At 70.4% G+C, this 12730-nt stretch carries 8 protein-coding genes; 5 read left to right on the top strand and 3 right to left on the bottom strand.

The annotated features are described in order from the left end of the window. The first annotated feature begins 94 nt into the window (after nt 1-94). A complete protein-coding gene (locus tag V6U88_RS08165; protein WP_334451235.1) occupies nt 95-1249 on the top strand; it encodes a phosphotransferase in 1155 nt (384 codons plus the stop codon). Nucleotides 1250-1252: 3 nt separating this feature from the next. Here the strand turns inward: V6U88_RS08165 and V6U88_RS08160 are convergent, their stop codons facing one another. After that, on the bottom strand, nt 1253-1621 hold the full coding sequence (locus V6U88_RS08160; protein ID WP_334451234.1) for a VOC family protein: 369 nt from the start codon (nt 1619-1621) through the stop codon (nt 1253-1255). Between the two features lie 383 nt (nt 1622-2004). Here V6U88_RS08160 and V6U88_RS08155 point away from each other — a divergent pair, with 383 nt between their 5' ends. Next, nucleotides 2005-2880 carry an SCO6745 family protein gene (locus V6U88_RS08155; protein ID WP_334451233.1) on the top strand — a complete coding sequence of 292 codons (876 nt, stop codon included), beginning with the start codon at nt 2005-2007 and terminating at the stop codon, nt 2878-2880. Between the two features lie 196 nt (nt 2881-3076). Next, on the top strand, nt 3077-4417 hold the full coding sequence (locus tag V6U88_RS08150; RefSeq protein WP_334451231.1) for a nicotinate phosphoribosyltransferase: 1341 nt from the start codon (nt 3077-3079) through the stop codon (nt 4415-4417). Between the two features lie 85 nt (nt 4418-4502). Here the strand turns inward: V6U88_RS08150 and V6U88_RS08145 are convergent, their stop codons facing one another. Then, complete coding sequence (locus V6U88_RS08145) at nt 4503-5462, bottom strand: endonuclease/exonuclease/phosphatase family protein (RefSeq protein ID WP_334451229.1); 960 nt, start codon at nt 5460-5462, stop codon at nt 4503-4505. A 466-nt stretch (nt 5463-5928) separates the two neighbouring features. On the opposite strand from V6U88_RS08145, the gene V6U88_RS08140 reads away from it, so the two are divergent. Beyond that, nucleotides 5929-6216, top strand: a complete 288-nt coding sequence (locus V6U88_RS08140) for a helix-turn-helix domain-containing protein (RefSeq protein WP_334451227.1) — start codon at nt 5929-5931, stop codon at nt 6214-6216. A 316-nt stretch (nt 6217-6532) separates the two neighbouring features. Here the strand turns inward: V6U88_RS08140 and V6U88_RS08135 are convergent, their stop codons facing one another. After that, on the bottom strand, nt 6533-7195 hold the full coding sequence (locus V6U88_RS08135) for an AfsR/SARP family transcriptional regulator (protein ID WP_334451225.1): 663 nt from the start codon (nt 7193-7195) through the stop codon (nt 6533-6535). Between the two features lie 909 nt (nt 7196-8104). On the opposite strand from V6U88_RS08135, the gene V6U88_RS08130 reads away from it, so the two are divergent. Further along, nucleotides 8105-12727, top strand: a complete 4623-nt coding sequence (locus tag V6U88_RS08130; RefSeq protein ID WP_334451224.1) for a DEAD/DEAH box helicase family protein — start codon at nt 8105-8107, stop codon at nt 12725-12727. Nucleotides 12728-12730 lie beyond the last annotated feature (3 nt).

Below are 12730 nucleotides of genomic sequence, written 5' to 3'. Positions count from 1 at the left end.
GAAGCAGGAATCCGCCCGGACGCCGCGTGTTCCACGCGCAGCGTGGAGGGAATCTCCGCCCTTTAGGGCGGAGAGATCGTCAACGTCGGCGACCGTGACCCGCACCGTGACCCTCGTCCTGGTCGACCCCGCCGGTCGGCCGCTCGGGGCGCTGCCCCCGTACGACGTGCCGACCCCCTGGTGGCAGGAGGTCGACGCGGTCGTCCAGGGCGCGCCCGTCGAGGTAGCGGTGCTGCGGCTGCTGGACGGTGTCGGCGAGCGGCCAGGGGTCGGCGGCGCGGTGACGTACCTGGCCGAGGTGCCCGTCGCGCCCGCCGTGCCGCTGCGTCCGGTGGACGTCGACCTGGCGCCGCACCCGCTGCGCGCCCCCTACGCCGAGCCTGGTGGGCCGGCCGCCACCGTCGCCTGGGCCACGGCCGCCCTCGACGACCTCGGCCGGCCGGTGAAGGAGGTGGCGCAGAGGCGTACCTGGAACCTGTCGGCGATCTGGCGACTCGACGGCCCGCACGGCCCGGTCTGGCTCAAGCAGGTACCCGGCTTCTTCCGGCACGAGGCGGCGGTGCTGCGCCGGCTCGGCGCGCTCACGCCCGGCCTGGTACCGACCCTGCTCGCCGCGGACGACGACGGGCGGATGCTGCTCGACCACGTGCCGGGGGAGGACCGCTACGGGGCCGAGGCCGCCGAACGCGACGCCATCGCCGCCGACCAGCACACCCTTCAGGTACGCGCGCTGCCGCTGGCCGACGATCTGGTGGCGGCCGGGGTGCCTGACCTGCGCGGCGCCGCCCTGGCCCGGTGGATCCGCGCCGCGCTCGCCCCGCACGACGCCGACGCCGTGCTGGACGGGCTGGAGGCGCGACTGGAGCAGGCCCGCGAATGCGGCGTACCGGACACGCTGGTGCACGGTGACCTGCACCCGGGCAACGTCCGGAGCGACGGAAAGCGGCGGGTGATCATCGACTGGGGTGACTCGTTCGTCGGGCACCCGGCCTTCGACATCCTGGAGTTGGCGGTCGGGCTCCCTCTCCAGGAGTCGGACGCGCTGGCGGCCGCGTGGTGCGCCCGGTGGCGGGCCGACGTACCCGACTGCGAGCCGGAACGGGCCGTGGCGCTGCTACGGCCGGTCGCGGCGTTGCGGTCGGCGGCCGTGTACGCGGCGTTCCTGGCCGGGATCGAGCCAAGCGAGCGGGTGTACCACGAGGCAGATGTGCCGCGCTGGCTGGCCCGGGCCGCCACCGAGACCGCCTGACCGCTACTCCGGGGCGTGGCAGACGGCCTCGACGTTGTTGCCGTCCGGGTCGCGGACGAACGCGCCGAAGTAGGTCGGGTGGTACTCGGGCCAGAGCCGCGGCGCGTGCAGCACCTCTGCGCCGGCGGCGACCGCGGCGTCGTGGAATGCCTGCACGGCGGCCCGGTCGGGGGCGGTGAACGCGATGTGCGCCTCCCGCGGCTCACCGCCGGTGCCCACCGGGCCGAGCCAGAAGTCGGGGCGGTCGGTGCCGTAGGCGGTGACCGCACCTAACTCCATCACCCGGCGGCCGCCGAGCGGGGCCAGGACGGCGTCGTAGAAGGTGGCGCTGGCCCCTGTGTCGCGGACCTGGATCGACAGGTGGTCGAGCATGGGTGCGGCCTCCTCGGGCGTCGCGTCCGGATCAGGTTAGAAGCCGCCTACGACAATCTGCTCGCCACGACGCGGCCGCGCGATCGTCGTTCAGCGGTCCATCGGGGACGAAGGTGCGACGCACGGTGACCTGACCAGCCGCAACGTCGCTGCCGAGCAGTTGGTCGAAGCCGCGGTGTGGTCCGCGCGTATGGGAGGCCCCGACTCGTCCAGAGGCCGGTGGCCGGCGGTGCGCTACGGTCGGGGCCCCTCTCAGCGCCGATCGGGTGCCCGGCAGCCGACGGCGCGACCGCAGCCGTGTCCGGCACCGTGCCGAGGCATACGGTCCGCGTCGACGACCACGCTGGCGTGCCCGTGACACGGCAGTGACGGAAGGAGTTGCAGTGGCCCGATCCCCCCTCGACCCCGCGGTCGCCCGCGCCGCGTGGCGCCGCGCCGAGCCGATCCACGCGATGATCTATTTCGCCCCCGAGGCGCGGCAACGGTACGGCGAGCTCGGCCTGGACGGCCTGTCGGGCTACTTCGCATCACGGTCGGCCGCGTTCGGTGCGGTACCGGCCGAACCGGTCATCGCGACGTTCTTCAACTTCAAGCCCGCGCTGGTACGCGCGGCGCTGCCCGCCGCCTGGGAACGCGCCGCCCCGGCGGCCGTGCTTCGCGCCCGCCTGGACGCCGCGGACGCGGCCCTGAGCCGGGCCTTCTCAGCAGTGGAGGACGCAGCGGTGACCGTCGCCGAGGCGGCCGAGCTGGCTCGCCGGGCCGCCGAGTCGGCGTGCGAGCAGCTGCCCGGGCGTCCGCTGTTCGCCGCCCACGCGGCGCTGCCGTGGCCGGACGAACCGCACCTCGTGCTCTGGCACGCGCAGACGCTGCTGCGCGAGTTCCGCGGCGACGGGCACGTCAGCGCCCTGCTGCTGGCCGGCGTGAACGGTCTCGACGCGCTCGTGCTGCACGCCGCGACCGGCGACGTACCGGTGGGGTTCCTGCGCCGCAGTCGTGGCTGGACCAGCGACGAATGGGCTGGGGCGGTGGACGGGCTGCGGTCTCGCGGCCTGGTGGCCGGCGGCGACGACCTGGCCCTCACCGATGCCGGCCGGGAGTTGCGGCAGTCGGTGGAGGATCGGACCGACGCGCTCGCAGAGCCGGCCTACCGGGTGCTCGGTGAGGAGGGGTGTGCCCGGCTCGGGGAACTGGCGCGGCCGCTCAGCCGCGCCGTCGTCGACGCCGGGCTGCTGGACCTGAAGGCTACGCCCACCGGGTGATGACCGCGGCCGTCGGTGCGGTGGAGCGAGTACGACCGCGGTGGCTACCTCGCCGCGCCTGAGGTGCCGGACCTGTACGTCGGCGAGGTGCCAAGGTGTCACCGCCGGTAGGTGTACCAGCGACCCGAAGGGGTACCCGCGCCCAACACATTCCGCCACACAGGGTGGGTGCGGTGCCCGTGCCGATGGAGGAACCATGACCGGGTTGCGTACCGACCTGTACGAGCTGCGGATGGCGGCCAGCTACCTGCGCCGGGACATGGTGGAGCGCGCAACGTTCAGCCTGTTCGTCCGCCGCCTACCGCCGCAGCGTGGCTTCCTGGTGGCCGCCGGGCTGGCCGAGGCGCTGGCGTTCCTGGAAAGCTTCGCCTTCGACGAGGGCGAACTCGGCTATCTGCGCGACACCGTCGGGCTCGACGAAGCGACGCTGGCAGCGCTCGCGGGGCTACGGTTCACCGGTGACGTCTGGGCCGTACCCGAGGGCCGCGTGGTGTTCGCCGACGAACCGCTGCTGGAGGTCACCGCGCCGATCGCCGAGGCGCAGCTGGTGGAGACCGGCGTGCTGAACCTGATCACCTTCCACACCACGGTGGCCAGCAAAGCCGCCCGATGCCGCCTCGCCGCCGGCGACGCACAGTTGGTCGACTTCGCGTTCCGCCGCACGCACGGCATCGAGGCCGGGGCGGCCGTGGCCCGGGCGTCCGCGATCGCCGGCTTCGCCGCGACCAGCGACGTCGAGGCCGCTCGACGCTACGGACTGCCGCCGTCCGGGACGATGGCCCACTCGTACGTCGAGGCGTTCCCCGACGAGCGTGCCGCGTTCCGCGCGTTCGCAACCGACTTCCCCACGAACCCGGTGTTCCTCGTCGACACCTACGACACGCCCGCCGGAGTACGGGCCGCCGTCGAGGTCATCGCGGAGTTGGGACTGACCGGCCCGATGGGCGTGCGGCTCGACTCCGGGGACCTCGCCGCGCTGGCCGTGCAGACCCGCGCGATCCTCGACGACGCCGGGCTGACCCAGGCCCAGATCGTGGCCAGCGGCAGCCTCGACGAGGACGCCATCGCGGCGCTCGTCGCCGCGGGCGCACCGATCGACGCGTACGGCGTCGGCACCCGTATGGGCGTCTCCTTCGACGCGCCGTCCCTGGACAGCGCCTACAAGCTGGTGGCCGTCGGCGACCGGCCGGTGCTCAAGCTGTCGCCCGGCAAGGCCACCCTGCCCGGTCCCAAGCAGGTCTTTCGTGATCCCACCGGTGCCGGCGGCGACGTGGTGGGGCTGCGCGACGAACCCCCGCCGGGCGACCGCGAGCCGCTGCTCGTGCCGGTCATGCGTGGCGGCCGTCGCCTGGCCGCCGCCGACCCGGCCGGTGAGGTACGCGCTGCGCGCGCCCGGTTCGACGCGGACCTCGCCTGGCTACCGGAGCCGGCGCGCCGGCTGGCGGGCCCGGTGCCGGTCACCGCCACCGTCAGCCCGGCCCTCGCCGCGCTGCACGAGCGGGTGGCCGCGCAGGTGGCGCGGGGCGGGACCTACTGACAGCCGGGCCGCTCACGCTGTGGCGCTCTGCGCCAGGGTCAACTCCGGGCTGGCGCGTCGGCGCCAGCCCGGAGCAACGATCGCCTTACCGCAGGGCCAGGACAGCCAGGTAGCCGAGGTGGTCCGACGCCCACCGGCCGTCGGCGGTCTGCCGCTCGTTGCCGAAGATGAGGCTCGACACGGGCACGAGCGTCCCCCGGAACAGGACCATGTCGATGCGGTGCTCGACGGCGTCGGCGGGTTGGTTCAGGTCGTCGCCCAGACCCGCGGTGTAGCCGGGTTCATCCGGGTGCAGGATCTCCCACGTGTCCCGCATCCCGCCGGCCACCAGCGCCGCATAGGCGAGCCGGTTCTCGGCGACGGGCAGGTCGGGGCCCGTGTTGAGGTCACCGGCGAGGATGACGTCACCCGGCGCGGAGGCCAGCGGCCCGGCCAGCAGTTCGCGCGCCTGCAGCACCCGGACACCGGGGTGGAAGGCCTCCAGGTGGGTGTTCACGAACCGGAACGGGCGTTGTCCGTGCACCACGTCCACCGCGGTCCAACCACGGGTGCTGGTCACGGTCCCGTTCGTGGCCGCGAGGGTGAAGGTGAGGTTGTTGGCGAAGGTGCCGGACGAGGAGTCGGTCACCTTCACCCGGCCGCCGTGGCGTACCAGGATCACGTCGCGCATCGTGAGCCGTACGTCCAGAAAGTGCGGCGCACCCGCCGGCGCCTCCAGATCGGCCTCGGCCTGCACGACCGCGACGTCATACGCGTGACCGGAACGGCTCAGCTCGCCCATGAGCAGCGCCAGGTAGTCGTACCGGATCTCGGTGGCCGGTGCGGGGTCACCGAACGTGCCGGTGCGCCACAGGGCGACCTCCTGCAGGCCGACCAGATCCGGCTTGTTCTCGGTGATCTCCCGAGCGAGCAGCTTCGCCCGGGCGGGAAAGTTGACCAGGCCGACGTGGCTGAACAGCGCGGAGTTCGCGGCCAGGAACGCTCCCGTCGTCGGCGCGCCGATGGACGGCGTCAGATCGCCGCCCAGATACAGGTTGCGGGTCATCACGGTGACTTTGGACTGTCCCTCGGCGTGCACGGGTGCGCCGAAAATGCCGAGGCTGACCAGTGCGATGGCGGCTGCGAGGGTCACTCTCGCCGCTCGCCAGCGGGAGGTGGTGGGTGTCGGAAGCATCCTCTTCGATCCTCTCTCCCGGCGACTACGCCGGCGTCGGACGTGAGATCGATCCGGTGGTGCGGATGGGGACGCGTAAGGCGGCGTCGCGGCCTGTCGGCGGGGCGCGGCCCGAGGCGGTGGGTGCACGGTATCGCCGGGCGGCGGTCGGGGATAGGCGCGGATATCGGCGGTTCGGTCGCACCCGCCAACCGGTATGGGCACACCCCTTCGCGATGGGAGGCTCGGCTCGTCAGTCGGGCAGGCAGGTCCCGTCTGGCCCACCGGCGACCTGCCGCTCGCCTCGGCAGATGCGGCGTTGGCGCAGATCCGGGGTCGAGCCTCGAGCCCTGGCGATTTGGCCCGACTGGGTGCCGCTGGCTGGACCGGCGACGAGTGGGCCGAGGCGGTGGACGGGCTGCGGTCTCGCGGCCTGCTGGCCGACGGCGACGACCTGGCCCTCACCGATGCCGGCCGGGAGTTGCGCCAGTCGGTGGAGGATCGGACGGACGCTCTCGCGGAGCCGGCCTACCGGATGCTCGGCGAGGACGGGTGTGTACGGCTCGCGGAACTGGCGCAGCCGCTCAGCTGCGCCGTCGTCGACGCCGGGCTGCTGAACCTGAGGGCCACGCCGACCGCAGGCTGACCGGGCCCGCCGGCGAGGGTCCGCTGGCGGAAAGCCAGTTCCAGACCGAGGTACGCGCCAGCGGCCGCCTTCGGTCATTCAACCGCCCGCGCCAGGATCCCGAGCACCGGCGGTGACCTGTTGTGCTCTCGCCGGGAGCGCCATCGGATTAAACGCCTCGGCAGGCGCTCGGTTTACACCCTCCTTCCACGGTGCTTCCACGCCCGACCGGGACAGTCGACGTCATCGATTCAGGCCGTCGCCCCGGCCAGGGGTGACCGGTCACGACGGGAGGCCCGTGCCGCCCAGCGTGGCCAGACGAGCGGGAAAGGACTGATCACCCTGCCTCGTCCACCCGCTGCTCGGCATAGAGCGCCACGGCGAGCATCCGCCGGATGGCCTCGTCGTAGGGGTCGTCGACCAGCGCGCCGGAGAGTTGGGCGATCGCCTCGGCGTGGCGGTCGAGCGCGGTGAGAGCCTGCGCGTAGTCGCGCCGCGCCGCACGACGCATCGCGTCGAGTTGGGCGACCCTTTGCAGCACGAACGGGCGCTCGGCCACGTCGGCGAAGGCCGGACCGCGCCACAACGCCAGCGCGCGCTCAAGCAGGGCCGCGCCCCGCTCGGCGAGGTCAATCTCGCCCGCCGAAACCAGGCGACGGCCCTCCGCACACCGACTCTCGAAGCGGTACGCGTCGACCGCGTCCGGCGGCACGTCGAGCCGGTACGCGGCGCTGCCATTGCCCGCCCCGACCGTCACCAGAACGTCGTCCGCTCGGGTCTTCAGCGCACGGCGGAGATGGGAGACGTGGCTGCGCAGGGTGGTGCGGGCGCTGGCCGGAGGCGCATCGCCCCAGATCAGGTCGACAATCCGGGCCGCCGATACGGCCGAGCCGACCTCGATGAGCAGGATCGACAGGAGCTCGATGAGCTTCGGGCCGAGCCGTACGGGTTGGTCGCTCACGGTCGCCCGGACGGGGCCGAGCACGTCGATGCGCAACACCCAGGCTCACGCTCCCCATCCGCCGAGTGGTCCTGACTACCGTAGTGGTTCGATCGGTGACGGTCTGTACGTCGGGTGTGGCCGTCTCGGATATCGGTCCGCACGCGGCCCAACCTGCGCCTGCTGCCGAGCACGTCGCCGTACCCGAGGTTCCGCCGACTGCCGGCCCGTCCGAGTAGGACATGGCTCTCTACGACCTATGCCCTGACCTGAGGAGAATTCGTCGCCTTGGCAAGTAGTTGCCTTGGAAAATATCGACTTCGTAGGTTATTGACAGCGCAAAGAGGTCAGGGGAGACCGGCTGAACAGGTGAATACTCGGGGTCCCGCTGGTAGGACCCCTGCCGGTAAGGTCCCCGGCACACCTTGTGGGGAGGTGAGGGGCGATGCTTGCTGGGCTGGAGGTACCACCGGCGGTCGAAGTGGAACGGTTCATCACACCCGTGCAGGCCGACCTGCTTGAACCACCAACGAGGCGTCGTCGTCGAATCGTCGCCCGGGGCAGGCAAGCCGATCCCGGTGCTGCGCGTCGCCGTCGAGCTGCCCCCTGCTGGCTAGCCGCTGATCTTCAGTACGCAGGCCAACGAGCGGGTCGACTACCTTGTCGACCGCCTTGCGCAGACGGTGCCGGAGCTGCATCCGCTTTCGGGCAATGCGCCTTCACTGCCGCTCACATCGAGTCGGGACTGCTCGGCGTGCTCACGTCACGCCACCGGCAAGCCCGCAGACATCCCGGAACCGGTTCCCGCTCCTCCCTCCACGGAGCCGATCTACCTCTCGACGTCCCAGCCAAGCTCCCGATGGCTGGGAAGCGAGCCACGCGGTCCTGACCCCCCTGTCCATTCACAGAATCCTATGTAGGCGGAACATGAGCCCCTCACACTTCGATGCGGACGTATCAGACAAATCGGTGCGACAGGTTGTCGAGGAGCAGTCTCGACGCGTCCTGGAGACGTACCGCATCGATCCGGGCCTGATTCAGGAGCACGCCAACGGTGAGCGGCGCATCAATCAGGGCGGCTACGGCGAGCGCCAGGTCTACGAGCTGGTCCAGAACGGCGCCGACGAGATGCGTGGCCTGCAGAACGGCGAAATCCACGTCATTCTCACCAACCGGTTCCTCTACTGTGCCAACACCGGCAACCCGATGACCCCAGAGGGCGCGGACACGATCCTGCGGATGAGCGTCTCTCGCAAGCGAGGTGGTCAGATCGGCCGCTTCGGCGTAGGTGTCAAATCCGTCCTCAGCGTCAGCGACGCGCCCCAGTTCTTCAGCACCACCGGTTCCTTCGAATTCGACCGGGAGTGGGCGGAGCAGGCCATCCGCGCGGTCGTACCCAGCGCGATCGACATTCCCGTACTCAGGATGGGCCGCCCCGTCGACACCGAGCAGGCGGCGGCGGAGGACCCGCTGCTCGCCGAGCTGCTCGATTGGGCGGTCACCGTAGTGCGGCTGCCCCTCTTGCCCGGCAGCGTGGCGAGACTGAGCCAGGACCTCAGGAACTTTCCCTCGCAGTTCCAGTTGTTCTCGTCCCACGTCGCTTCGCTGACGCTTGAGGACCGGACCGGCCAGCGACCGGTGGTCCGCCAGCTGTTCGTCAAGTTCGCGGGCACGTTGCACATCCTGCAGGCTCTCAGCGCCGACGGCAGGGAGACGACGACGGAGTGGAATGTCTTCCGTCGCACGTTCTCCCCATCGGCGGCGGCCTTGGCCAGCGCCGGAGAGCTGCACGACCGACCCGAGATCGACATCGCTTGGGCGGTGCCGACCCGAGGTTTCGGCGATCGCGGCACGTTCTGGGCCTACTTTCCCACCAACTACGCCACCACGTTGCGTGGCTTACTCAACGCGCCGTGGAAGACCAGCGAGGACCGGCAGAACCTCTTCGATCACAACGGCTTCAATGACGAACTGATCGAGCAGGCTGCCCGACTCGTCGTGGAGTCCCTACCGAAGCTCGTCGATCCGACGGACCCGGGCTCGTACCTGATGCTGCTTCCCGGCCGCGGCCGAGAAGCGCCACAGTGGGCGGACGAGCGGTTGACCAAGGCGGTGTGGAAGGCCGCCGCGTCGCTGCCCTCGCTGCCCGACCAGAACGGGAAGCTCCGTCGGCCCGCCGAGCTGCACATGCCGCCGGAGAACATGACGGACGCGTGGCTGCAGCTGTGGGCGGACCACCCCGGCAGGCCGGTCGACTGGACGCATAAATCGATCGAGAACAGGGAGCGACGGGCGAAGGCCCGCCTCATCTTCGACGGTGCCGATCGTCGCGAGGTGACCGCTCGGGAGTGGCTGGAGGCACTGGTGTCGGACGGCACCGCTGAGGCGTCCGCCCGTGCCGTCCAGATCGCCGCTGCCATGGTCCGTTCCCAGCACGAGCAGGCGGACAGCGCCCGTGAGGCACAAATCCTGCTCACCGAGTCGTACGGCATGGTGTCCAGCCGCGGCACCGACGTCTTCCAGCGCAGCGGGCAGGAGGAGCTGAGTGACGACCTGATCTACGTCGACCCACGGGTGACGGACGTGATCGGCGTGCGCAGCGCGCTGGACACGTTGGGTGTTCACGAGGCCACTCCCGTCGGGCGGCTCACCGCCGTCCTGGAGAAGGGCTTCGCCGGGTACACCGAGCAGGAATGGGAGGCCTTCTGGAAGCTGTGTCGCCGGGTGACACCACGGGAGGCGGCCGAGGCTATCGCGCAGTCGATTCCGGAGTGGCGGTATGAACTGCGCCTCCGCACGGTCGGGGGAAGCTATCGCCGACCGATCGGGTGCCTGCTTCCCGGTAGAGTCGTGCCGGCTGACGGCAGTCGTGACCAGCACGTCGTCGTGGACCTACGAGTGCACTCCGCCGACCGACCGGTGCTCGAGGCGCTTGGTATGTCGGACGTGCCGGTGGCGGACGTCGACCCGCGCGGCGAGGAGTGGTTCGAGAAGTACCGCGCCGGTGCCCTCGATGCGCTGTGCGCGAAGCTTCCGGCGGGGGTCGCCCATCCCAGGCTGAGCAGCCTCGTCGTCGACGGCACCAACCCGCCCGGACCGCTCGGCATCCTTGCTGCCCTCAGCGACGAAGCCAAGCATCTGTTCATCAAGAACCTCCCGGCCGGTCGGCTGGTACGCGACTGGAACGCCCGCGCCGGCCGGCATGCGCAGCAGGTCGCCTCCCCCCTGGTGTGGATGGTCCGCTGGTGCGGAATGTTGCAGACCAGCAGGGGACTCGTCCCGATGAAGCTCGCGGTCGGTCCCTCGTTGAACGAGTACCGAGAGGCGCTTCCCGTAGCGCTGATCGACCGTGGCGTCGCCGACGTGCTCGGGTTGCCCGCGACTGTCGACCAGATACCCGACCGAATCTGGCGACACTTGGTGCAGGCTGTCGACACCACCCAGGAGGACGCCGTACCCGGCATGGTCTACGCGCTGGTGTTGCGATCGGGGGCCGACTGGCCCGGTGGTGACACCCGCTGCCGGATCGGAACCACCTGGGGCGCCCGGCCCGACGAGGAAATCTGCGTCACGTCGAGTCGGGAAGAATACGACTCGCTGGTGTTGGAGACCGTCCCCGCGCTGTTGGCCCCGACTGCGGCCGACGCCGACGCGATGGTGGAGCACTGGGGCATGCGGCGGTACGCCACGACGATCAGCACCGAGCTGCGCAAGGTCGAGGAGACCGAACCTGTCGCGGTCGTTGCGGAGTACCCCCACCTCCGAATCCTGCGGGGCTCGAAAGCTAACGGGTGGTCCTTCGTCCAGTGCAGCGAGCTGGAGGTGGTGAAGCGCACCCCGAACGGCATGCGGACCAGCCCGTTGGAGGCCGCGGCACGCGACGGCGTCGTCTACGTTCACCATGCCACGGACAAGCGTTCGGTTCTTCACGCCATTTCGCGAGAACTCGACCTGCACCTGTCCCCGCACGAGATCGAGAGCGTCCTCACCCGCAGCGAAGAGGCCAAGAACCAGGAGGTGCTCAAGCAAGTCCGCGCCGTCAAGAACACCGCGGACAAGATCCTCCTGCTGATCGGCTCGGAGCGGCTGCGTCGCGGGCTGCCGGAGGGGCTGCTCGGCTGGGAGGAGGCACGAACGGGTGCCCCCGTCGGCGATCGGCGCATCGCCGAGTTGGCGCTGCATGCGCACGGTGAAGGGATCCTGCGGCACCACCGGGAGGATCTCGGAAAGACCCACGAGTCGCTTGCGGTCGGCTTCACCGGCGACCGGAAGTCCGTGAGCGTCGTCGCCGATTTGGGCCTGCCGAGCCCACTGGCGGGCGTGCGGGAGGAGCAGCCGTTGGAGACCGAGCACGTCGCCGGTCCCACGCCCCATTTCCCGCTCCACGACTACCAGGAAAAGCTGGCCGGCCGGATGCATCGACTGCTGATGCAGGACACACCGGGGCGGGCGATGCTCAGCCTCCCCACCGGTGCAGGCAAGACCCGCATCGCCGTCGAAGCGGTCATCCGATACCTCAAGGAATATGGAGCAGAGGGACCCGGAGGACCGATCCTGTGGATCGCCCAGTCCGAAGAGCTGTGTGAACAGGCGGTACAGAGCTGGCGTTACGTCTGGGAGAAGGCCGGCGTGGGCAAGACCCGGCTGACCATCAGCAGATTCTGGAGCACTCGCGACGCCAGTCCGGTCACGGATAATCCCCACCTCGTCATCGCCACCGATGACAAGTTGACCTACAACCTTGACAAGCCGGCGTACGCCTGGCTGCGCGAGCCGGCACTGGTCATCGTCGATGAGGCGCACGCGTCCATCACGAAGAGCTACACCCGGTTGTTGGAGCAACTCGGGCTGACCCAGTACCGCACTGCCCGTTCGCTCATCGGGCTGACCGCGACGCCGTTCCGGGGAAAGAACGTTGCGGAGACGACCCGCCTGGTCAGCAGGTACGGCAACAGGCGGCTGGACAAGGACGTGTTCGGCGAGGACGCGTACCGGACGCTGCAGAACATGGGCGTACTCGCTCGCGTCGACCACCGCGTCCTGGAAGGGGGCGAGCTGACGCTCACCGACGCCGAGGTGTCTCGGATGTCCCAGCTGGGCAGCGGCACGCTGCCACCGGAGGCGGAACGACGGCTGGCCGATGACCACGTGCGAAACGAGGCCCTGCTCAAGGCGCTGCTCGACCTGGATCCGGACTGGCCCATCCTGGTTTTCGCGACCTCGGTCAACCACGCGCGGTTTCTCGCCGCTGTCCTCGACGACCAGGGCGTGCGGGCCGCCGCCGTCGACTCGCAGACACCACCGGCACGTCGGCGGCGCATCGTCGAACAGTTCGGCCGGGGGCGGATCCGGATTCTCACCAACTACGGGGTGCTGCACCAGGGCTTCGACGCGCCCGCCACACGCGCCGTGGTGGTCGCTCGACCGACGTACAGCCCCAACGTCTACCAGCAGATGATCGGGCGTGGTCTGCGCGGCCCCGCCAACGGTGGGACCGACCGGTGCCTGATCCTCAACGTACGAGACAACATCGTCAATTACGGGGAGGAGCTCGCCTTTACCGAGTTCGAGAGGATGTGGACCGAGCCATGAGTG

Origin of the sequence: Micromonospora sp. CPCC 205739, from assembly GCF_036906795.1 — a bacterium.
Lineage (GTDB): Bacteria > Actinomycetota > Actinomycetes > Mycobacteriales > Micromonosporaceae > Micromonospora.
This window is presented reverse-complemented; position numbering and strand designations above follow the sequence as displayed.

Bases quoted from the DNA above. Each gene is read 5' to 3' on its own strand.
- V6U88_RS08160 (WP_334451234.1), bottom strand. From the start codon at position 1,621: ATGCTCGACCACCTGTCGATCCAGGTCCGCGACACAGGGGCCAGCGCC.
- V6U88_RS08150 (WP_334451231.1), top strand. From the start codon at position 3,077: ATGACCGGGTTGCGTACCGACCTGTACGAGCTGCGGATGGCGGCCAGC.
- V6U88_RS08145 (WP_334451229.1), bottom strand. From the start codon at position 5,462: ATGACCCGCAACCTGTATCTGGGCGGCGATCTGACGCCGTCCATCGGC.